Source organism: Tatumella ptyseos (assembly GCF_030552895.1).
Classification (GTDB): Bacteria; Pseudomonadota; Gammaproteobacteria; order Enterobacterales; family Enterobacteriaceae; genus Rosenbergiella; species Rosenbergiella ptyseos_A.
This window is the reverse complement of the sequence record NZ_CP130649.1, coordinates 929,187-949,274: the sequence shown is the minus strand read 5'-3', so window position 1 is coordinate 949,274 and position 20,088 is coordinate 929,187. Positions and strand designations below refer to the sequence as shown.

Below are 20,088 nucleotides of genomic sequence, written 5' to 3'. Positions count from 1 at the left end.
CAGGGGAAATAGGCGCTGAATAGTAGCATAATTCCCCTGTTCTTTACTAAGTGATCTCGTTAGGTTGAGATCATTTGAATTGATTTACCAATGCCAACATCATATCAATATGCAAAGGATCGGCATTCAGCGCAGGAATATAGTGGAAACTTTCACCCCCTGCGTGTAGGAAAAACTCACGGTTTTGTTCATTAATCTCTTCAAGAGTTTCTAAACAGTCCGCGGAAAATCCAGGAGACATGACTTGAATATGACGGATCCCTTTGTCTGGCAAAGTCTTGATAGTTTCATCAGTGTAGGGCGTTAGCCACGGCTCACGACCAAAGCGGGATTGATAAGTCATCATAATCTGCTCAGGCGTTAAACCTAAAGCTGTTGCTAAAGCATGGTAGGTCTGTTCACAACGTTTGGGATAGTCATCGCCTTGATCGGCAAAGCGTTGAGGGATACCGTGAAATGATAGTAGTAACAAATCAGGTTTACCGTGCTCGGCGAAGCTACGCTGTACAGAATCTTTAAGTGCCTCGATATAGAGAGGGTGAGTTGCATAGTCCCGGATAAACTTAATCGCTGGCATGGTGCGACGTTTACGAAACGTGTTATAGAGACCATCCCATACTGCGGAAACTGTCGACGACGAAAACTGTGGATAGAGCGGTAATACAATCAGTCGCGTTACGCCCTGATCAAGTAGCGTATCTACCGCGTGTTGTAATGAAGGATTACCATAACTCATCCCCAGCGCGACCGGCATATCGGTTTTTTGCGCTAAGGCATCACGCTGTTGCTGGCTAAAGACTAACAGTGGAGATCCCCCTTCCATCCAGACCGAGGCATAGAGCTTGGCGACTCTTGGTGAACGGAACGGTAAAATTGCACCTCTCAAAATAGGTTGCCAAAACAGATCAGGCACATCGACAACCCGTTTATCACTCAAAAACTGTTTTAAATAACGCTTTACCGCGGCAGTCGTTGGGGCATCGGGTGTGCCTAGATTAACTAATAACACGCCCGGTTTATCTACGGTCATATACTTTTCCTGGTTTAAAAAAAGCGAATCAGTTAAGGCAAAGAGTGGTGAGATGCCGAACAGTTAATGACAGTCCGGCACTGGAGATTAGTCGAGTAACGACTTAAGTTGGGCACTGACTTGCGCGACGGGTTGAGTACCGTCGATTTTTTCATAGCGCGTCTCACCGTTTGCCGCAGCTTGAGTATAGTAGTTAATTAACGGTGCAGTCATTTGATGATATTCAACGAGACGGTTACGAACCGTAGCTTCTTCATCATCTTTGCGGATAGTCAGCGGCTCACCTGTCACATCATCTTTATCCGCTTCTTTAGGCGGGTTATAAGCAATGTGATAGACTCGTCCAGATGGAGCGTGGACACGGCGACCTGCGATACGACCGATGATAACCTCATCAGGCACCGCAAATTCTAGAACAATATCAATTCCGATATCTGCTTCTTTCATTGCATCCGCTTGCGGAATTGTGCGAGGAAAACCATCCAGTAAGAACCCTTTTTGGCAATCTTCTTGGGCAATGCGTTCTTTAACTAAGGCGATAACCAGTTCATCGGTCACTAACTTACCAGCGTCCATCAGCGCTTTAGCTTTCTGGCCCAATGGAGACCCTGCTTTCACTGCTGCACGAAGCATATCACCCGTTGAAATTTGTGGAATGCCGTAGTTCTCCATGATGAACTGCGCCTGAGTACCTTTACCTGCGCCCGGAGCTCCGAGCAAAATAATACGCATTGCGTAATACCTCTTGCGAATTGCTTTAAACTTATGAAGTGGGAAAATAACACTATGTTGCATTGACCACAAGATAAGGCGTCGCTTTCACGACGCCTTGAAGGAGGACTACGCGAGGAGTAACTGATTCATTCTACGAATAAATTGGTTTGGATCTTCCAAGGTTCCACGCTCAGCGAACAGCGCTTGGTCGAGCAGAAGTTCAATCCAGTCAGCAAAGTGTGCATCATCTTGCGTCTCAGCAGCCTGTTTGACTAAACGGTGCTCAGGATTAATCTCGAAGATGTACTTCACCTCAGGGGCCTCTTGACCCGCTGCAGCGAAAAGCTTCGCCATTTGCGTGCTGATTTCATCTGCACCAGTGACCACGATAGCCGGGGTATCCGTAAGACGATGCGTTAAGCGCACATCTTTGACACGCTCACCCAGTAAGGTTTTCACGCGTTCAACGAATGGCTCAAGCGCTTTTTCATTCTCTTTCTGTGCGTCAGTTTCTTCATCCGCCAATTTCTCTAGAGAATCATCCGCTTTGCTCACAGATTGGAACATTTTACCGTCAAATTCCGTGAGGTAAGACATCATCCATTCGTCGATACGGTCAGAGAGGAGTAATACCTCAATCCCTTTCTTACGGAATAGCTCTAAGTGCGGGCTATTCTTCGCCGCCGCGTAACTGTCTGCAGTGATAAAGTAGATTTTCTCTTGGCCTTCGGCCATACGCGCAACGTAATCTTCCAGCGTAACAGTTTGCTCAGCGCTATCATTTTTGGTTGAAGCAAAGCGAAGTAATTTCGCGATAGTCGGTAAGTTCGCGGAATCTTCAGCAGGGCCCTCTTTCAGTGCCATACCGAATGCTTTCCAAAACGTCAGGTATTTTTCACTGTCGTCTTTCGCCAGCTTCTCAAGCATTTGCAGCGTACGCTTAGTCAATGCTGTGCGTAGGCTTTGTGTAACACGGCTATCTTGTAAGATTTCACGAGAGACATTGAGTGGCAGATCATTGGAGTCAATGAGTCCGCGGACGAAACGAAGGTAAGTCGGCATAAATTGCTCAGCGTCGTCCATGATAAACACACGTTGGACATAGAGTTTTAAGCCGTGCTTATGATCGCGGTTCCACATATCCCAAGGTGCTTGAGCGGGGATATAGAGCAAGCTAGTGTATTCTTGCTTCCCTTCAACACGATTATGACTCCAGATCAGGGGATCAGCAAAATCATGCGAAACATGTTTATAAAATTCTTTATATTCATCTTCGCTGATTTCTGATTTATTGCGGGTCCAAAGAGCTTGAGCCTTGTTAATTTTTTCCCACGTTGTGGTATCGGCTTCCTCATCTTTTTCTTCGATTTCTACAGGAAGCGCGATGTGGTCGGAATATTTACCCACGATATTTTTAACACGCCAAGTATCTAAAAACTCGTCTTCGCCTTCGCGCAGATGCAGTGTAATTTCAGTACCACGGTCCGCTTTTTCAATATCGGCTAGCGTATATTCGCCTTCACCTGCAGACTCCCAGTAAACCGCTTGGTCTTCTGCTACACCCGCCGCACGCGTACGAACGGTAACTTTGTCGGCGACGATGAAAGCAGAGTAAAAGCCCACACCAAACTGGCCAATTAATTGGCTATCTTTAACTTGATCTGAGCCCATCGATTCGAGGAACGCTTTTGTTCCAGATTTTGCGATAGTCCCTAAGTTCTCAATGACTTCTTCTCGGGTCATACCGATACCGTTGTCACTTAAGGTTAGCGTACGGGCTTCTTTATCGACGGAGAGACGAACACGTAAATCGCCATCACCTTGGTAAAGATTGGCATCAGAAAGTGCTTTGAAGCGTAATTTATCTGCAGCATCGGATGCATTGGATATCAGTTCACGGAGGAAAATTTCTTTATTTGAGTAGAGAGAATGGATCATCAGGTGCAGAAGTTGTTTTACTTCTGACTGGAAGCCACGGGTTTCTTGTCCTTTCATTTTTTATTCATCCTCAACAAAATGACGGGTTAATTATTGTTGTTAAGGAAATGGGGACAGTTTTAGGCTTTTCAAGCTGATGTCAGTAATAACATCAGCAAGTGATTAATATTTAAACTTTTGACGCCCAGCAAGTGAATGAGATAGCGTCGTACCATCCACTAACTCGAGCTCTCCCCCTACTGGCACACCATGTGCGATGCGCGTAGCCTCCACGCCATACTGCCGACAAAGTGAGGCGATAAAGTTTGCGGTGGCCTCACCTTCAACGGTGGGGTTGGTCGCGAGGATCACTTCGGTTAACGTCTCGGTTTGTAGCCGTTTCTCAAGAATATCTAAGCCTATATCGTCAGGACCAATCCCGTCTAAAGGTGAGAGGTGCCCCATCAATACGAAATAGCGCCCAGCAAATTGCCCTGTTTGTTCGACCGCTTGAATATCGGCAGGACTTTCCACAATACAAATAATCCCGTTTTCTTGACGACGACTATTAGTACAGATTGCACAGACCTCTTTTTCAGTAAAGGTTCTACACTGCTGGCAGTGACCAATTTCCGACATAGCATTGGTTAGTGCTTGCGCGAGGCGCATGCCCCCACTACGATCACGCTGTAGGAGATGAAACGCCATTCGCTGTGCAGATTTAGGCCCTACGCCCGGTAAGCAGCGTAGGGACTCCATCAATGTTTCCAATAATGGGCTGGATTGCATTAGAATGGCATCTTGAAGCCGGGAGGTAATTGCATCCCACTAGAGACTGAAGCCATTTTCTCTTTTTGGGTTTCCTCGATACGACGTGCTGCATCGTTGAAGGCCGCGGCCACTAGGTCTTCTAGCATATCTTTATCATCTTCTAATAAGCTAGGATCGATCTCAACGCGACGACAGTTGTGCGCACCATTGATGGTGACTTTGACTAAACCAGCCCCGGATTCACCCGTTACTTCTAACGCAGCGATCTCTTCCTGAACTTGTGACATTTTGTCTTGCATTTGCTGGGCTTGTTTCATCAAGTTGCCCAGACCACCTTTACCAAACATATCGCTCTCTCTCTGCTAAGGCCACAGCCATCCTATGATGACCTGTAGCGGTATTAAACGGGACGTATACTATCTTCATCCACCTCTGCATCAAACATTTTACGCAAGGTTTGGATATGTGAATCATTTATCACAGCCTCTTTAGCCTGTAATAAGCGCTCTTCATAAATGACCTGACGCCACTCTAATGGCGTTAAGTGCTCAGGATTATCATCGGACTCTATCGTGAGTTCAACCGTTTCTCCCAATAACTGCTGGAAGGCGTTGGTTAATACCTGCTGTGCCGAGTTCGAATTTAAATGTTTCTGATGACTGCGTAGCTTGATCACTATCTGTTGTTCAACTTGCTGTTTCCAGCTATTTAGGGCTAATTGCTGCACCAATTTTGGTAGTGACATCCTCGCAATTTGCGCGGCCCAAGGATCCCGTTGGCAAGTTTCAGTGATCAATTGCTGCATCAGTTCCGGATTTTTCTCGTGCTCCAATGCCGTACGCAGCGCCTTAGGCGTTGCAACAGGGAGAACAGTAGGCTCCTCAGTACGTTGCGAGGTCCAACGGTAACTCTCTTTTTTCTTAACCGCTTTTTCGCTTACCGACTTACCTGCTGCGGGCGCTTTACGTTCAGTAAGCGTCGCTAATCGCTCGAGCGCTGATTGTGCCGGTCGCGAACTTGACGCAACCGGCTCACTCTTTTTTGCTTGGGAAGCTCCTTGCCGCATTAATGCCGTTCTGGCTTGCAATAATTGGCTCGTTGCATCATTGCCTACTGCTGGTGATGGGGTGGGCTCCTCCACAGGTACTGCCACAGCAGATCTTTCCGGGATGACTGCTTGCGATTGTGGTGCGGGAGCGGCCTTAGGTGCATCAACCTTCAATGGGTGAAAGGCTAAGGCCCGTAGCAGCGTCATTTCTATTCCCATACGCGCTTCTGGCGCCAAGGGTAACTCTTTACGTCCAGTAAGGATAACTTGGTAATAGAGCTGAATATCTTCAGGAGGTGCACGCCGCGCGAGTTCACGTAATTGCGTTTCATGCTGCCGATAGGCATCGTTCAAGGAATCGGGTAACAGTTGAAGCATGGCAATGGTATGTAAAATTCTGAGCATTTCTGCCAGCAAAGCATCCCATTCCGTTGCTCGCCTTGCAGCCTCAGCCACCAGCGAGAGGGCGCTCTCCCCATTGCCTTTAATGATTGCGTCCACTAATCCGAGCGGTTGTTCATCATCAAGGGTGCCGAGCATTTGCATAACGTCTTGATCGGTAACCTGCCCATCTCCCGCAGCAATCGCTTGGTCAAGTAGGCTTAAAGCGTCACGCAAACTCCCTTGTGCCGCGCGAGCAAGATGTTGCAGTGCTCGAGTCTCAAAGTGGATCTGGTCGCTATTGAGGATATGCGAAAGTTGCTGCTGAATCTGTTCGGTATCTAACGCTTTAAGATGAAACTGGAGACAACGCGATAAAATAGTAACTGGTAGCTTTTGCGGATCCGTGGTCGCGAGCAAAAATTTTACATGCTCAGGGGGTTCTTCGAGAGTTTTAAGCAAAGCATTAAAGCTATGCCGCGACAACATATGCACTTCGTCAATCAGGTAAACCTTGAAGCGTCCCCTGACGGGTGCATATTGCACGTTATCCAAAAGCTCACGAGTATCTTCGACACGCGTACGCGACGCGGCATCGATCTCGATTAAATCGATAAAACGCCCCTGCTCAATTTCAATGCAGTTATCGCATTTTCCACAAGGCGTTGCAGTAATACCCGTTTCGCAGTTTAAGCCTTTGGCAAAAAGCCGGGCGATACTCGTTTTCCCTACACCGCGAGTACCAGAAAAAAGGTAAGCGTGATGCAGTCTGCCAAGGTTTAGCCCATTAGCTAGCGCGGTTAATACATGTTCCTGACCCACAACATCAGAAAAAATTTGTGGTCGCCATTTTCGTGCGAGAACCTGATAACTCATGGAGATCGTATCACTTGATAGGAGTTAAATATCGACAACCGCGCGCGTCGCGCGGTTGTCACATGACGATGCTTACCGTTACGTAATGCACTCAGTTTAGCAGTCTGATCGCGCGTTGCCCATCTATTTTAAGGTTCGCGCGCAGGGGATTAATGACCGGGAAAATCAACCACACTAAAGCAGTTGAGGCCAACCTGATTCAATCTTTTTTCACCCTCAAGATCGAAAAGGTTGATCACAAATGCAGCGTCCTCTACCAAAGCGCCAGCACGACGAATGAGCTTGACCGTTGCTTCGATAGTGCCCCCCGTCGCCAGTAAATCATCGACAACGAGGACTTTATCGTTTTCGTTTAGGGCATCTTGATGGATTTCCAAAGCATCTGACCCGTACTCAAGGATATAACTTTCCTGCCAGACGGCGCGGGGGAGTTTGCCAGGTTTGCGTACGGGAACAAAACCAACGCCCAATTCTAACGCGACCGGTGCGCCAAATAGAAATCCTCGCGCTTCAGTGCCAATGACTTTAGTGATCCCTTTATCGCGATAACGTTCAGCGATCATCGAGATCGTTGCCGCATAAGCTTGAGGATTTTCTAATAAGCTGGTGACATCGCGAAAGAGTATGCCTGGCTTAGGATAGTCGGGTACACTGCAAATACTGTCTTTGATCAGTGCGAGTTGAGCGTGGTCTGTAGTGGTCATGATAATATGCCTGGTGACAAGTGAAGTGTGAGGCGCCCTGTACTAAACAGGATAAATGCGAAGTAAAGATTGCCGCTAACGCATCAAAACCGTCAAATTTAAGCAAAGTAAAGGATAAATGCAACTCTATGAACCAGAAAGTCGTCATTAACCAGCTGCGTAAACTTTTAACGTACCTTAGCTGTCAGGTTAGCGATCTGGGTAATCCACGCTTAAAAACACTCGACTTCGAACGACAACTCTTTAAAAATCATCATTCAACGCTAAACGATTATCTCCAAGAATGCGTCAATACACTGAATAAGCTTGAGCATCACTCATTAAGTATGCCTTCGTATCAGTGGCAACTTGAACATCTGGTAGAACAGTGTCAGGCAATTCAGAAGGTAGTTAATACTTTACCTGCCCCCACTAAGCGGCCCCCTACTCGTCAGGAAGAGCTTGCCGATTACGAACGCAGACTATTAAAAATGGTTAACGATCTGGAGTATCAAGTGGCGACAGCGAGCGGTTTTCAAGAACAACAACAACTACTTGCGAACTTGGCGATCACTCAACAGCGTCTTCAGCGTTGTCAAACGGCGCAAAAAGACTATTCTTGGAAGAAAAGTGTGACGGTGAAAACCGGAACATATCGGTGACGATGGACTTCGAACTCTCTTTATATTGCAGGCAATTTGCTTATGTCATTACAATCCGCCCCGCTAGAGACGCAACTCGCGATCGATCTTATTATGTTATTGGAGAACCATAATCTCCCAACACAGGCCGTATTGGATGCGCTGAAAATCGTTGAGAAAGACTTTCAGCGCAAGTTAAACCAGGAAAATTCATCCACCGATTGTTAGTGCGGGGCATTCCGTAAAGAGGGGCTGTAAAGTAAAAGATCGATCATGGTCTGCACTAAAGTTGGGGCAAGTGTCTGCATATCAAAGCTGGCCGGTGAGAATAGCCAATTTTCAATGACACCGGTAATATAAGCCCTACACACCACCGCTGAACGCTGAGTATCCAAGCTGGAAGGCAATTGCTGAGCGTTAACACAAAGTAATAATTTTTCTGCAATCTTAGGGTAATCTTCTAAAATTAACTTTTGATCAAGTTGGTTCATAGATTGCATCTCCCCTACGAACTCACATTTATGGTAAATAATTTCCATAATTTTGCGCCGCCGCTCGTCTAGAACTAAAGATTGCAAAAAGTAGATTAAAAAGTGCTTTAATTGGCCGAGGGGATCGTTAGGATAGAGGGAGGCGAACTCGAGGTGCTGACGATCAATTTCTTGGTCGCTGCTCAACCAAATCTCTTTAAAAAGTTCTGTCTTATTTTTGAAATGCCAGTAAATAGCACCCCGCGTCATTCCTGCATGTTCAGCAATCTCCGACAACGATGTCGCAGAAACGCCTCGACTTGCAAAGCAATCGATAGCGGCTTCAATAAGTAATGATTTGGTTTCCTGCGCTTGTGCTTTGGTTTTTCGTGCCATAGTGAATAATTTAGCTTTAAATTCTGCGTTATTGTTAGAATAATTGTTGCACTAATGCTTACATACATTCGTGTATATATGTACTATAACACGCTTTATCTTTACACACATTTCTCGACACCATTTATTGTCGGGTACCTAATACCGGACGAGTAGAGGTTTTACTATGAAAATGAACAGAGGATTAACACCTCTGGCAGCAATCCTGATGTTATCAGGTGCAGTTGTGTTAAGTGGTTGTGATGATAAATCACAACAATCTGCACAAAAATCTGCGCCTGAAGTCGGAGTTGTCACCTTAAAAGCCGCCCCAGTCAATATGACGACTGAATTACCAGGAAGAACCTCTGCCTACCGTGTAGCCGAAGTCCGTCCTCAGGTTTCTGGCATTATCTTAAAGCGTAATTTTGTAGAGGGAACCGATATCAAAGCCGGTGAATCTCTCTATCAAATCGATCCTGCACCGTATCAAGCAACCTATAACAGCGCAGTCGGCGATCTGGCTAAAGCTCAAGCGAATGCACGCATCGCACAAGTTACCCTTAACCGTTATAAACCCTTGTTAGGTACTAAATATATCAGCCAACAAGACTACGATACGGCCGCGGCTACCTTGGCACAAAATAATGCAGCCGTCCGCTCCGCTCAGGCAGCGGTAGAAAATGCACGCATTAATCTCGCCTATACCAAAGTCTCGTCACCCATTTCCGGTCGGATAGGGAAAACAGCGGTTACTGAAGGTGCTTTGGTACAAAACGGTCAGACTACTGCTTTAGCGACAGTTCAGCAGCTCGACCCGCTCTATGTCGACTTAACGCAATCCAGTGATGACTTTATGCGCTTGCGTAGCCAATTATCGTCCGGTGAATTGACTCAGGGTAAAGGAAAAGCGCCAGTCACTATCATCTTGAACGATGGTACGACCCTCAAACAAAAGGGTACGTTGGAGTTTTCTGATGTAACCGTTGATCAAACTACGGGCTCTATCACGTTACGAGCTATCGTACCGAACCCTGATCATAGCTTGCTTCCAGGAATGTTCGTCCGCGCGCGCGTAGAAGAAGGCGTGAATCAAAATGCCCTTCTGGTGCCGCAACAAGCGATTGCTCGCACACCAACAGGTGATGCAACCGCAATGGTTGTTAATGCCGAGGATAAAGTCGATGTTCGCCAAGTAACGGCTCAAGAGGCGATTGGTGACAAATGGCTGGTGACCTCAGGCCTTAAAGCAGGTGACCGAGTGATTTCTGTAGGCGTTCAACGTGCTGCTCAAGGTGCCAAAGTGTCACCGAAAGAAGTAAGTGCCGACCAGAAAGATGATGCTGCCTCGACGCAGTCTGAATAATTTATGCGTTAACAGGAGCCACTGACATATGGCTAAGTTTTTTATAGATCGCCCCATATTTGCTTGGGTACTCGCCATCGTTATTATGATGGTCGGGGCGCTCTCGATCATGAAATTACCGATCGAGCAGTACCCTGAAGTTGCTCCCCCTGCCGTGCAAATTCGCGCAGCCTATCCGGGAGCTGATGCAAAGACATTGCAAGACTCTGTTACTCAAGTTATCGAGCAGAATATGAACGGATTGGACGGATTGCTCTATATGTCCTCCAACAGTGACTCTTCTGGTAACTTACAATTAACACTGACCTTTGCTTCAGGAACCGATGCGGATATCGCGCAAGTTCAAGTTCAGAACAAACTACAACTGGCAATGCCTTTACTTCCACAAGAAGTGCAACAACAGGGGATTAATGTTCAAAAATCCTCTAGTAGCTTCTTGATGGTTGCAGGGTTTGTGAGCGAAGACGGTAGTATGGATATGAACGACCTTGCCGACTACATCTCCTCTAATATCAAAGATCCTATCAGTCGGACAACCGGTGTGGGTGACACGCAGCTGTTCGGTGCGCAATACGCGATGCGGATTTGGATGGATCCAGCAAAGCTTGTGAATTATAACCTCACTCCCGGTGATATCATTACCGCAATTACTGCCCAAAACGCCCAAGTTTCGGCTGGACAATTGGGGGGAGCGCCAGCGGTTGCCGATCAACAGTTAAACGCATCGATCATCGCGCAGACTCGTCTGACGAGTCCTGAAGAGTTTGGGAAAATTTTATTAAAGACCAATACAGATGGTTCAACGGTCCGTCTTCGTGACGTAGCAACTATCAAGTTGGGCGGGGAAAACTACGAGGTTATTGCCCGCTATAATGGACATCCTGCCTCAGGTTTAGGGATTAAGCTCGCGACTGGCGCTAACGCATTAGATACTGCCAATGCGGTCAAGGCTCGCCTGAAGGAGATGGAGCCATTCTTCCCACACGGCATGAAGTTGGTTTACCCGTACGACACAACACCATTTGTTAAAATCTCTATCTTTGAGGTTGTTAAAACACTATTCGAAGCCATCGTACTGGTATTCATAGTGATGTACATGTTCTTACAAAGCTTCCGTGCTACGTTGATTCCTACTATCGCCGTACCGGTCGTTTTATTGGGAACATTTGCCATCATTAGTGCATTCGGTTACTCGATAAACACCCTCACCATGTTCGGGCTAGTCCTGGCCATAGGCCTGTTGGTCGATGATGCCATCGTAGTCGTAGAGAACGTCGAACGGGTGATGGAAGAAGATGGACTAGATCCTAAAGAGGCGACTAAACGCTCAATGGAGCAGATCCAAGGTGCACTCGTTGGTATTGCCCTTGTATTATCTGCCGTCTTTATTCCGATGGCATTCTTCGGAGGCTCTACTGGTGTTATCTATCGTCAGTTCTCGATCACCATTGTTTCTGCAATGGTCTTATCAGTACTGGTTGCGATGATTTTAACCCCTGCCCTCTGTGCGACCTTGCTCAAAAAACATGATAATAACGACCATAAGGAAAAAGGTTTCTTTGGTTGGTTTAATAGAATGTTCGACAAGAGCACCAACCACTATGTAAACAGTGTTAGTCATATTATTCGCCGTACTGGCCGCTACTTGATCATTTACGTGGTGATCTTCGCGGGTATGGTATGGCTATTTATGAAACTACCTACCTCCTTCTTACCTGAAGAAGATCAGGGTTTATTAGTGGTTCAGGCGCAACTCCCTGCCGGTGCAACGCAACAGCGTACTGAAAAGGTATTGGATCAAGTTACTGATTACTTCCTAACTCATGAAAAAGACACAGTTAAATCCGTCTTTACCGTAAATGGGTTTGGTTTTGCTGGACGTGGACAAAACACCGGTATCGCGTTTTTAAGCTTAAAACCTTGGGAAGATCGTGTAGCTGCCGCCGATAAAGTGGATGCTATCGCTGGGCGCGCAATGGTTGCTTTAGGTAAAATTAAAGATGCCATCGTTATTCCCTTCAACTTACCAGCCATTATTGAATTAGGTAACGCAACAGGGTTCGACTTTGAATTGGTCGATAATGCCAACTTAGGACATGATAAGTTGATGCAAGCCCGTAACCAGTTACTTGGTATGGCGGCTCAGCATCCTGATGTATTAGTCGGCATGCGTCCAAATGGTTTAGAAGATACTCCGCAGTACAAACTCATTATTGACCAAGAGAAAGCCCGTGCGTTAGGCGTATCCATTTCTGATATCAATACTACGCTCAGTGCAAGCTGGGGGGGGAACTACGTCAATGACTTTATTGACCGTGGACGGGTGAAGAAAGTTTACGTAATGGGTCAAGCCGACTCCCGTATGCTACCTAGTGATATTAATAAGTGGTATGTCCGTAATGGCGATGGAGAAATGGTGCCCTTCTCTGCCTTCTCCAGCGCTAAATGGCAGTATGGCTCTCCACGTTTAGAGCGTTATAACGGTTTACCTTCACTGGAAATTCTTGGTCAAGCTGCTCCCGGTAAGAGTTCGGGTGAGGCGATGAACTTGATGGAACAATTGGCTTCCAAGCTACCACAAGGTATTGGTTACCAGTGGACTGGTATGTCATACCAAGAGCGGATGTCAGGAAACCAAGCGCCAGCGTTGTATGCGATCTCCTTAATCGTGGTATTCCTCTGTCTTGCTGCGCTATATGAAAGCTGGTCAATACCTTTCGCGGTAATGTTGGTCGTCCCGCTCGGGGTTATCGGTGCACTCGCCTTCACAACGATGCGCGGAATGAGTAACGATGTTTACTTTGTCGTTGGGCTTTTAACCACTGTCGGGATCTCGGCTAAGAATGCGATATTAATCGTCGAATTCGCCGTGGACTTGATGAAGGAAGGTAAAGGCCTAATGGAAGCAACTCTTGATGCGGTACGTATGCGTTTACGTCCAATCTTGATGACCTCTATGGCCTTCATGCTAGGGGTTCTACCGTTAGCTATCAGTTCAGGTGCTGGCTCCGGTGCTCAGAATGCTGTCGGTACAGGGGTTATTGGGGGAATGGTAACCGCTACTTGTTTAGCAATCTTCTTAGTTCCTGTCTTCTTCGTTGTGGTTCGCCGTCGTTTCGGTGGACAAAAAGAGAAGAAGCAGTAATCCTCCTTCCTTGTCATATTGGGCTGCTCCGGCAGCCCTTTTTTATACTTCTCAGTAAGGTCACGATATACTAATCTGACAGTGAGGATTTCGGCTGAAGCTTTTTGATTTTGGTTAAGTGGTTTATAATAAATGGTAGTGGTTGATAGTTAAAATCTATCTATCTGGAAAATTAAAGCGTCTATAATCGAAGTAGTATTGTCAGTGATTTAATTAATCGTTATCCCTAATTCACTGAGAGAATGACCGATTATATTTGGTGTGACTAAAGCGATCACTTTTCAATCAGCAGATGAAGAGGTGAATGATGGATGAATATACGCCAAAACATTTCGATAGGGCACAACTCGAATATCTTTGTGAAAAACTCTATACCGAATGTGAGTCGTTACTCAGCGAAAATACGCAATTTACTGTGAACGATCCTACTGCCACAGAATCTCTATTATTAAACGATTTTATTGAACATATCGCTAATGTAGGAATCAATTATAAAATTAAATATTCACAAGATACTGCACTAATCGAAGCGCTTGATCAGTTTTTAGACCATTCTTCCCAGCTGCTGGGAAATTATGGTGTTACACCCAAAGAAATCAAAGAATGGAAACAATTGTCCGCAACACTTTTCCAATTTTTTAATAAAACGATAAATAAGTATGAGTAACTAATTATAATGAATACCAACACTTTGCCGTTGACTAAGAATGATTACTTAATGCGTCTTAGACGCTGCCGCTCTATCGAGACCTTAGAAAGGGTAATTGAGAAGAATAAATACGAATTATCTGATGACGAGCTGGTAGTTTTCTACTCTGCCGCGGATCATCGTCTTGCCGAATTAACCATGAACAAACTCTACGATAAAGTTCCTGCAACCGTATGGAAATACGTTCGCTAAGCATCGATAGATTGGAATATACAGGCAAGGATGCCGTGATAGTAAAAGTAGGAATAATTACGAGTGGCTGATTGGGTGGGGCCCTTGCCAGCGACATCCCGGCACATGTGTTACCTGCTGCGGCTGCTTCCTTCCGGACCTGACCGGGTTAACAGGTTAACATTGCGGGAGAACCAACAAGGTCCCCATTGAGTTGCTCCTAAGAGCGAATGAGATTATGGTAGATGGGCGTTAGAAATGCAAGCTTAGTCACACTGACCGCTGTTTTATTAATCATACCAATGAATTCGGGTGCCATCTTCAATGTATTCATTAGCCCCCTCGTTTGAACAACGCGTTTGGCTCGTCCTCGATGCTATCCCTTATGGTACAGTTGCCAGTTATGGTGACATTGCTCTTTTAGCAGGGCACCCTCGCGCAGCACGCCAAGTAGGTCGAATATTGAAGCATCTCCCTAGCCACTCTCAGCTTCCTTGGTATAGAGTCATTGCCCAACAGGGGACTATATCGTTATCAGGAGAACGTGGCGCTACACAGCGCGATGTATTGCGCAAAGAAGGGATCGTAATCAGCGAAACAGGCAGAATAGATATGAAGAAGTATCGTTGGCGGCCAGAGTCCACCAACGATGCAAGAGGATAAATTATTGCGCTGCGACAGGTAAGGCGATTTGTGGAACAGCCACCAAGTTGATATCTTTTTTCTGACTTGCCACGCTAGTAATAGGTTGCAATTGGTCAGAAGCAAAAATAACTTTACCATTTAAGGTGATTGCTGCCGTTAGCAATGCTTGAGTCGTTGCTCCGATTTGTACACCTTGTAGCGGTAAAACATAATTAAAGGGTGATTGCTTACCGGATAAGGTTTGAACTTGTTGCGCAAGTACCTTGGTTTGCCCTGGCCCGCCTGAAGCATCAGATAAGGTTACGGTTAACACAGCATTAGCTGGAATTGCCATACGTTGACGAACAAACACCGAACCGTTGAGTGAGAATGGCGCCACTGCTTTAGTTGTTGGATCGTTAGCAATTGGTACAGGTGAACCGCTGTGGCTCGCGCAGGATGTGACTGCTAATGAGATAAGTAATCCGCCCAATATCTGTTTAGTTTTCATTGATGTCTTCTCCTTTTGAACCAATCTAATCACAATATTGTTTTAATTTTGCCAATAGAGTAACTATCGTAACAAAATAATTGTGGCACATAATCGAAAATATGCCTGTTAAATCCGCTATTTTTTGATTTTAATTAAGGCAATGCGGGATGAGTTATCAAGAGGATAAAGTAATGAGCCAAGCACTTAACGCGTTAACCGATTTACTTAGCCTAACAAAAGTCGGTTCCTTGGAATTTAAAGGCCAGTGTGAGAATCTTGGACTACGCCAAGTTTTCGGCGGGCAGGTTATTGCTCAAGCGATTAGCGCGGCGCAACAATCAATCATTGATGAACGCCACATTCACTCTTGCCATAGCTATTTTTTACGCCCTGGCGATAGCTCTCTACCCATTGATTATGAAGTAGAAATATTACGTGATGGCAGAAGCTTAAGCGCAAGACGAGTTAAAGCACTACAAAATGAACAGTTGATTTTTACGATGACCGCCTCGTTTCATACTGTTGAGCCTGGTTTCTCACATCAAGCCGAGATGCCTTTATCCCCTCCCCCGCTCTCTTTGGCCACTGAACAAGAACTTGTAAGACAACTCTCGCCGACCGCTATCAATAAACGATTTGTTAATGCTTTTAGTGCAGAACGAGCCTTAGAAATTCGACCAGTTCAGGCTTACAATCCTTTAAAAGGCCACGTCAGTGAAGGAAAGCGTCAATTATGGTTGAAGGTGAACGGTCATATTGACGAAAATTCGTTCATTCAAAGTGCCCTGTTAGGTTATGCCTCCGATCTCAATTTTCTTCCAGTAGCCTTACAACCTCACGGCAAAGGTTTTTTAGAAGAGGATATGCAAGTTGCGACGGTTGACCATTCAATTTGGTTCCATCGCCCCATTAATCTCAACGACTGGCTACTCTATGATATCGACAGCCCTTCAGCGCAAAATAGTCGTGGCTTTGTGCGAGGTGCTTTCTACGATAAACATGGCGATCTTATTGCCTCGACCGCTCAGGAAGGCGTTGTACGGCAGCGGGTTACAATATCTTAAAAAAATTCAGCCTGGACTGATGCCAGGCTGAAAGTAAGGTTTTACTTTATGCTTATTGGTTGTAAGCGTTCTCGCCATGACTGTTCACATCAAGGCCTTCGCGCTCTAGGTCTTCACTCACTCTTAATCCAACCGTCATGTCTGCAATTTTGAAGCTAATAAATGCGACGACACCCGACCAGACGATAGTGACTAAACAGCTTAACAACTGAATCCATACTTGGTGCCCCATTGTTACACCTTCCGCGTAGCCTACTCCACCTAGAGAAGATGAAGCAAAGACGCCGGTCAATAGACAGCCAACGATACCGCAAACGCCGTGTACACCAAAAACATCACATGGATCATCGACTCTAAGGAAACGTTTTAATCCTGTCACACCCCAGATACCGGCCAATCCACCTACTACCCCGATCACTAGCGCGCCACCCACTCCAACATAGCCACAGGCTGGAGTGATTGCGACTAATCCGGCAATGAACCCTGAACAAGCACCTAGCAGTGAAGGTTTACCTCGTATCGCCCACTCGCCAAATGTCCAAGACAGAATAGCACCAGCCGTAGCCACAATAGTATTCACAAAGGCGAGCGCCGCAATTTCGTTGGCTGATGCTGCAGAGCCTGCATTGAAGCCAAACCAGCCGATATAGAGAATCGCCGTTCCTGTAAAGACCATAGGGAGGTTGTGAGGTTTAAAAGCTTCTTTACCAAAACCGCTACGTTTACCTAACACCCAAGCCCCCACAAGGCCACCGATTGCTGCATTGATATGCACAACCGTTCCTCCCGCGAAATCCAAGGCGCCATCTTTTGCTAAAAGACCGTTAGCCCAAACCATGTGAGCGATAGGGAAATATGAGAAAGTTACCCACAGCAGCGAAAATATTAATACTGCAGAGAAACGTACGCGTTCCGCTAACGCCCCGACAACTAGCGCTACCGTAATACAGGCAAATGAAGCTTGATAGGCGACATGAATATATTGATAAATACTTCCCATCACCGCTTTGAGTTCAATACCTTTTAAAAGCGTCCATTGAAAACCGCCAAAAAAGTTGTTTCCTTCACTGAAGGTCAGTGAGTAACCATATACCACCCAGACCACACAGACCAAGGCAAAAGTCACGGAGACTTGAGTCATGAGCGATAAAACATTTTTACCCCGAATAAGACCACCGTAAAACAGGGCAACACCAGGAACCGTCATAAATAAGACAAGCGCGGTACAAATCATCATAAAGCCGTTATCTGCGCCACTGGCAGTAGGCTCAGGCGCAGCAAAGGCTAAACTAGGCAGCCCTAATGCAGCAAATAAACTTAGCAGTGAAACTATTTTTTTCATGTTATTCCCCAATCGCTGCGTAAAATTACAAAGCCGACTCATCGATTTCGCCTGTGCGAATACGAATAACTCGTTCCAAATTGGAGACGAAAATTTTACCGTCTCCAATTTTTCCGGTGTAAGCTGCCTTGGTAATGACCTCAATGACTTCCTCTAACTGGTCTTCAGCAATCGCAATATCAATTTTGACCTTCGGCAGGAAATTCACACTATACTCTGCACCGCGGTAAAGCTCAGCGTGGCCCTTCTGGCGACCGAAACCTTTAACTTCCGTTACTGTTAATCCTTGAATACCGATTGAAGATAGCGCTTCACGTACATCTTCAAGTTTGAAAGGCTTGATCACTACCGTCACTAGTTTCATTTATATCCCCATACAGCCTGCCCAATTTCTTTATTACGAAGCAATAAGCGTGCCAGCTTGTTAATGACTCTTATTATTAAGATAAGGATGATAGGCGCTCGTTAGCACTATACTAAGGGGAAACACTAAGGGGAAACCATACGCACCAGATTGGTGCGAGACTGGGGTGATAAGCTCGATTTTGGTGCATGCTATTATAATGGCAATGCCGTGGTGTATTTAATTTCCTCCATTGAGAAACTTGATGTCACCACACTCAAGCCATCGATGCTATTAACCAGCATTTTATAAAAATTGTCGTAGCATTTCATATCCTTAACCTGTACACGCAAAAGATAATCATATTCACCCGTGAGTCGATGACAGGCTAAAACTTCTGGCATCATGTTAATTTGCTGAACAAAATCGACATACCATTCACGATTATGATGCAAGGTTTTAAGGAACATAAAGGCAGTGAGGGTGAGTTCCAATTTTTCAGGATTCAGTAGCGCTACTTGGCTAAGAATCACCCCTTCTTCCTCTAATTTTTTTAGCCGTTTCCAACAGGGAGTTGCGGTCAAGTTTACCGCGTCAGCTAGTGCTTGTAAGGAAAGGGTACAATCTTCTTGTAAGAGAGAAAGTAACTTACGATCAATTTTATCTATCATAAATATGCCTACCATCAGGGCCGATATGTTCTATCATACTGCTAATTTTGCTGAGACTCCCCTGATCGAGGTAAAATAGCCAAAATTTTACTGAGAGGCCTAAAAGATGAAAAAGGCAGTTGTTGTATTTAGTGGTGGCCAAGACTCAACCACCTGTTTAGTACAGGCCATGCAACATTATGATGAAGTGCACTGTATTACATTTGATTATGGACAACGCCATCAACAAGAGATCGATATTGCAAAGCAGCTGACTGAACGGTTAGGTGTCGCAGCCCATAAGGTTATGGATGTGACCTTGCTCAATGAATTGGCAATCAGTAGTCTGACACGCGACAATATTCCTGTACCCGGGTACCAACCCGATGCCACCGGACTTCCCAGTACCTTCGTTCCGGGCCGTAATATTCTTTTTCTCACCTTAGCATCGATTTATGCCTACCAAGTTGAAGCTGAGGCGGTGATCACTGGTGTATGCGAAACTGATTTCTCAGGCTATCCAGATTGCCGTGATGAGTTTGTTAAAGCGCTGAATCAAGCTGTTGTACTTGGAATGGCTAAAGATGTTCGTTTCGAAACGCCTTTGATGTGGCTGAATAAAGCCGAAACATGGGCCCTTGCCGATTATTGGGGACAACTGTCATTAGTTAAAGCGCATACGTTAACCTGCTATAACGGTATCGCTGGTTCTGGATGCGGTGACTGCGCGGCCTGCCACTTACGGGCTAAAGGCCTTGAAGAATACCTCAAGGCGCCGGAAGAAACCTTGAAAAGCTTAAAGCAAAAAAATCAGCTTAATTAGCTATAGGGGTTACAACGGTAACCCCTTGCTTGCTATAAAGTCAGCTTAGATATGACTCGGTTGACGAGGCTCTCACCAAAACCGGGCACTTCAATTAACTGCTTTACATCCGTGAATAAGCCGTATTTTTCTCTGTATTCAATGATAGCTTGAGCCTTTCGTAATCCCACCCCATTTAGCTTTGCAGCTAAGGTTGCGGCGTCTGCAGTATTAAGATTAACCTTATCAATAACCTGTTGTTGGATAGCCTCGGTATTTTTACCCTCTTTCTTTACCGTGGCAGCCTGCGTTAAGGAACTACAGGTAGCGAATAAGAAGACCAAGAGGGTGAGTTGTTGTCGTGTCATAGATGTTCTCCTATTAATTGGAGTTACAGGCTATGCAGAAAGGAAAAACATACCAAGCAAGTGAGCTTGAAAATGGAAAAGGCCGCATAAGCGGCCTTTAAGTTA

At 45.7% G+C, this 20,088-nt stretch carries 22 protein-coding genes, 1 other RNA gene and 1 other annotated feature; of the genes, 9 read left to right on the top strand and 14 right to left on the bottom strand.

Translation table 11 applies throughout. The features are described 5' to 3' along the window. Nucleotides 1–70: 70 nt before the first annotated feature. The 7 genes from hemH to apt all read right to left on the bottom strand — a co-directional run bounded on the left by hemH (nucleotide 71) and on the right by apt (nucleotide 7,441). On the bottom strand, nucleotides 71–1,030 hold the full coding sequence (gene hemH / locus QJR74_RS04550) for a ferrochelatase (RefSeq protein WP_304373412.1): 960 nt from the start codon (nucleotides 1,028–1,030) through the stop codon (nucleotides 71–73). Nucleotides 1,031–1,117: 87 nt separating this feature from the next. Continuing rightward, complete coding sequence (gene adk / locus QJR74_RS04545; RefSeq protein WP_304373411.1) at nucleotides 1,118–1,762, bottom strand: adenylate kinase; 645 nt, start codon at nucleotides 1,760–1,762, stop codon at nucleotides 1,118–1,120. 108 nt (nucleotides 1,763–1,870) lie between these two features. Next, on the bottom strand, nucleotides 1,871–3,739 hold the full coding sequence (gene htpG, locus QJR74_RS04540; protein ID WP_304373410.1) for a molecular chaperone HtpG: 1,869 nt from the start codon (nucleotides 3,737–3,739) through the stop codon (nucleotides 1,871–1,873). A 105-nt stretch (nucleotides 3,740–3,844) separates the two neighbouring features. Further along, on the bottom strand, nucleotides 3,845–4,450 hold the full coding sequence (gene recR, locus QJR74_RS04535; protein WP_304373409.1) for a recombination mediator RecR: 606 nt from the start codon (nucleotides 4,448–4,450) through the stop codon (nucleotides 3,845–3,847). Further along, a complete protein-coding gene (locus tag QJR74_RS04530) occupies nucleotides 4,450–4,779 on the bottom strand; it encodes a YbaB/EbfC family nucleoid-associated protein (protein ID WP_048911719.1) in 330 nt (109 codons plus the stop codon). The genes recR and QJR74_RS04530 overlap by 1 nt, the downstream gene beginning before the upstream one ends. A 53-nt stretch (nucleotides 4,780–4,832) precedes the next feature. Next, on the bottom strand, nucleotides 4,833–6,737 hold the full coding sequence (dnaX, locus tag QJR74_RS04525) for a DNA polymerase III subunit gamma/tau (RefSeq protein ID WP_304373408.1): 1,905 nt from the start codon (nucleotides 6,735–6,737) through the stop codon (nucleotides 4,833–4,835). Beyond that, nucleotides 5,433–5,494: a sequence feature (DnaX frameshifting element), on the bottom strand. It overlaps the preceding gene by 62 nt. Nucleotides 6,738–6,886: 149 nt before the next feature. Beyond that, nucleotides 6,887–7,441 carry an adenine phosphoribosyltransferase gene (gene apt, locus QJR74_RS04520; protein WP_304373407.1) on the bottom strand — a complete coding sequence of 185 codons (555 nt, stop codon included), beginning with the start codon at nucleotides 7,439–7,441 and terminating at the stop codon, nucleotides 6,887–6,889. 128 nt (nucleotides 7,442–7,569) lie between these two features. Between apt and priC the strand changes: the two genes are divergently transcribed. Together priC and QJR74_RS04510 are read left to right on the top strand one after the other, a co-directional pair. Further along, nucleotides 7,570–8,082 (top strand): primosomal replication protein PriC, encoded by a 513-nt coding sequence (gene priC / locus QJR74_RS04515; protein WP_304373406.1) that lies wholly within the window; start codon nucleotides 7,570–7,572, stop codon nucleotides 8,080–8,082. 42 nt (nucleotides 8,083–8,124) lie between these two features. Continuing rightward, complete coding sequence (locus QJR74_RS04510) at nucleotides 8,125–8,289, top strand: DUF2496 domain-containing protein (protein WP_304373405.1); 165 nt, start codon at nucleotides 8,125–8,127, stop codon at nucleotides 8,287–8,289. Here the strand turns inward: QJR74_RS04510 and acrR are convergent. Beyond that, the gene (gene acrR / locus QJR74_RS04505; RefSeq protein WP_304373404.1) at nucleotides 8,286–8,927 is read right to left on the bottom strand and encodes a multidrug efflux transporter transcriptional repressor AcrR; all 642 of its coding nucleotides are present in this window, start codon (nucleotides 8,925–8,927) and stop codon (nucleotides 8,286–8,288) included. The genes QJR74_RS04510 and acrR overlap by 4 nt on opposite strands. A 166-nt stretch (nucleotides 8,928–9,093) precedes the next feature. Here acrR and QJR74_RS04500 point away from each other — a divergent pair, with 166 nt between their 5' ends. The 4 genes from QJR74_RS04500 to QJR74_RS04485 all read left to right on the top strand — a co-directional run bounded on the left by QJR74_RS04500 (nucleotide 9,094) and on the right by QJR74_RS04485 (nucleotide 14,318). Further along, the gene (locus tag QJR74_RS04500) at nucleotides 9,094–10,272 is read left to right on the top strand and encodes an efflux RND transporter periplasmic adaptor subunit (RefSeq protein ID WP_304373403.1); all 1,179 of its coding nucleotides are present in this window, start codon (nucleotides 9,094–9,096) and stop codon (nucleotides 10,270–10,272) included. 28 nt (nucleotides 10,273–10,300) lie between these two features. After that, a complete protein-coding gene (locus tag QJR74_RS04495) occupies nucleotides 10,301–13,417 on the top strand; it encodes an efflux RND transporter permease subunit (protein WP_304373402.1) in 3,117 nt (1,038 codons plus the stop codon). 304 nt (nucleotides 13,418–13,721) lie between these two features. Continuing rightward, nucleotides 13,722–14,084 carry an Hha toxicity modulator TomB gene (tomB, locus tag QJR74_RS04490; RefSeq protein WP_304373401.1) on the top strand — a complete coding sequence of 121 codons (363 nt, stop codon included), beginning with the start codon at nucleotides 13,722–13,724 and terminating at the stop codon, nucleotides 14,082–14,084. A 9-nt stretch (nucleotides 14,085–14,093) separates the two neighbouring features. Continuing rightward, on the top strand, nucleotides 14,094–14,318 hold the full coding sequence (locus QJR74_RS04485) for an HHA domain-containing protein (protein ID WP_048911711.1): 225 nt from the start codon (nucleotides 14,094–14,096) through the stop codon (nucleotides 14,316–14,318). A gap of 82 nt (nucleotides 14,319–14,400) precedes the next feature. Here the strand turns inward: QJR74_RS04485 and ffs are convergent. Further along, nucleotides 14,401–14,497, bottom strand: an RNA gene (ffs, locus tag QJR74_RS04480) — signal recognition particle sRNA small type. 124 nt (nucleotides 14,498–14,621) lie between these two features. On the opposite strand from ffs, the gene QJR74_RS04475 reads away from it, so the two are divergent. Beyond that, entirely contained in the window at nucleotides 14,622–14,960 is a 339-nt protein-coding gene (locus QJR74_RS04475) for an MGMT family protein (RefSeq protein ID WP_304373400.1), read from the top strand. Nucleotide 14,961: 1 nt separating this feature from the next. Here the strand turns inward: QJR74_RS04475 and QJR74_RS04470 are convergent, their stop codons facing one another. Next, a complete protein-coding gene (locus QJR74_RS04470) occupies nucleotides 14,962–15,432 on the bottom strand; it encodes a YbaY family lipoprotein (protein WP_304373399.1) in 471 nt (156 codons plus the stop codon). Between the two features lie 173 nt (nucleotides 15,433–15,605). On the opposite strand from QJR74_RS04470, the gene QJR74_RS04465 reads away from it, so the two are divergent. Beyond that, the gene (locus QJR74_RS04465) at nucleotides 15,606–16,478 is read left to right on the top strand and encodes an acyl-CoA thioesterase domain-containing protein (protein WP_304373398.1); all 873 of its coding nucleotides are present in this window, start codon (nucleotides 15,606–15,608) and stop codon (nucleotides 16,476–16,478) included. 52 nt (nucleotides 16,479–16,530) lie between these two features. On the opposite strand, the gene amtB is transcribed toward QJR74_RS04465, so the two are convergent. The 3 genes from amtB to QJR74_RS04450 form a co-directional block, all read right to left on the bottom strand. Continuing rightward, nucleotides 16,531–17,820, bottom strand: coding sequence for an ammonium transporter AmtB (gene amtB, locus QJR74_RS04460; RefSeq protein WP_092675981.1), 1,290 nt, complete (start codon nucleotides 17,818–17,820; stop codon nucleotides 16,531–16,533). Between the two features lie 25 nt (nucleotides 17,821–17,845). Continuing rightward, nucleotides 17,846–18,184: a P-II family nitrogen regulator gene (gene glnK, locus QJR74_RS04455; RefSeq protein WP_092675984.1), complete on the bottom strand. Its 339-nt coding sequence runs from the start codon at nucleotides 18,182–18,184 to the stop codon at nucleotides 17,846–17,848. Nucleotides 18,185–18,378: 194 nt separating this feature from the next. After that, a complete protein-coding gene (locus QJR74_RS04450) occupies nucleotides 18,379–18,834 on the bottom strand; it encodes an Lrp/AsnC family transcriptional regulator (protein ID WP_304373397.1) in 456 nt (151 codons plus the stop codon). 106 nt (nucleotides 18,835–18,940) lie between these two features. On the opposite strand from QJR74_RS04450, the gene queC reads away from it, so the two are divergent. Continuing rightward, the gene (gene queC, locus QJR74_RS04445; protein WP_304373396.1) at nucleotides 18,941–19,636 is read left to right on the top strand and encodes a 7-cyano-7-deazaguanine synthase QueC; all 696 of its coding nucleotides are present in this window, start codon (nucleotides 18,941–18,943) and stop codon (nucleotides 19,634–19,636) included. A gap of 32 nt (nucleotides 19,637–19,668) precedes the next feature. Here queC and QJR74_RS04440 read toward each other — a convergent pair whose 3' ends face one another. Beyond that, entirely contained in the window at nucleotides 19,669–19,983 is a 315-nt protein-coding gene (locus QJR74_RS04440; protein WP_304373395.1) for a ComEA family DNA-binding protein, read from the bottom strand. Between the last annotated feature and the right edge of the window lie 105 nt (nucleotides 19,984–20,088).

Bases quoted from the DNA above. Each gene is read 5' to 3' on its own strand.
- hemH (WP_304373412.1), bottom strand. From the start codon at position 1,030: ATGACCGTAGATAAACCGGGCGTGTTATTAGTTAATCTAGGCACACCC.
- adk (WP_304373411.1), bottom strand. From the start codon at position 1,762: ATGCGTATTATTTTGCTCGGAGCTCCGGGCGCAGGTAAAGGTACTCAG.
- htpG (WP_304373410.1), bottom strand. From the start codon at position 3,739: ATGAAAGGACAAGAAACCCGTGGCTTCCAGTCAGAAGTAAAACAACTT.
- recR (WP_304373409.1), bottom strand. From the start codon at position 4,450: ATGCAATCCAGCCCATTATTGGAAACATTGATGGAGTCCCTACGCTGC.
- QJR74_RS04530 (WP_048911719.1), bottom strand. From the start codon at position 4,779: ATGTTTGGTAAAGGTGGTCTGGGCAACTTGATGAAACAAGCCCAGCAA.
- dnaX (WP_304373408.1), bottom strand. From the start codon at position 6,737: ATGAGTTATCAGGTTCTCGCACGAAAATGGCGACCACAAATTTTTTCT.
- apt (WP_304373407.1), bottom strand. From the start codon at position 7,441: ATGACCACTACAGACCACGCTCAACTCGCACTGATCAAAGACAGTATT.
- priC (WP_304373406.1), top strand. From the start codon at position 7,570: ATGAACCAGAAAGTCGTCATTAACCAGCTGCGTAAACTTTTAACGTAC.
- QJR74_RS04510 (WP_304373405.1), top strand. From the start codon at position 8,125: ATGTCATTACAATCCGCCCCGCTAGAGACGCAACTCGCGATCGATCTT.
- acrR (WP_304373404.1), bottom strand. From the start codon at position 8,927: ATGGCACGAAAAACCAAAGCACAAGCGCAGGAAACCAAATCATTACTT.
- QJR74_RS04500 (WP_304373403.1), top strand. From the start codon at position 9,094: ATGAAAATGAACAGAGGATTAACACCTCTGGCAGCAATCCTGATGTTA.
- QJR74_RS04495 (WP_304373402.1), top strand. From the start codon at position 10,301: ATGGCTAAGTTTTTTATAGATCGCCCCATATTTGCTTGGGTACTCGCC.
- tomB (WP_304373401.1), top strand. From the start codon at position 13,722: ATGATGGATGAATATACGCCAAAACATTTCGATAGGGCACAACTCGAA.
- QJR74_RS04485 (WP_048911711.1), top strand. From the start codon at position 14,094: ATGAATACCAACACTTTGCCGTTGACTAAGAATGATTACTTAATGCGT.
- QJR74_RS04475 (WP_304373400.1), top strand. From the start codon at position 14,622: ATGTATTCATTAGCCCCCTCGTTTGAACAACGCGTTTGGCTCGTCCTC.
- QJR74_RS04470 (WP_304373399.1), bottom strand. From the start codon at position 15,432: ATGAAAACTAAACAGATATTGGGCGGATTACTTATCTCATTAGCAGTC.
- QJR74_RS04465 (WP_304373398.1), top strand. From the start codon at position 15,606: ATGAGCCAAGCACTTAACGCGTTAACCGATTTACTTAGCCTAACAAAA.
- amtB (WP_092675981.1), bottom strand. From the start codon at position 17,820: ATGAAAAAAATAGTTTCACTGCTAAGTTTATTTGCTGCATTAGGGCTG.
- glnK (WP_092675984.1), bottom strand. From the start codon at position 18,184: ATGAAACTAGTGACGGTAGTGATCAAGCCTTTCAAACTTGAAGATGTA.
- QJR74_RS04450 (WP_304373397.1), bottom strand. From the start codon at position 18,834: ATGATAGATAAAATTGATCGTAAGTTACTTTCTCTCTTACAAGAAGAT.
- queC (WP_304373396.1), top strand. From the start codon at position 18,941: ATGAAAAAGGCAGTTGTTGTATTTAGTGGTGGCCAAGACTCAACCACC.
- QJR74_RS04440 (WP_304373395.1), bottom strand. From the start codon at position 19,983: ATGACACGACAACAACTCACCCTCTTGGTCTTCTTATTCGCTACCTGT.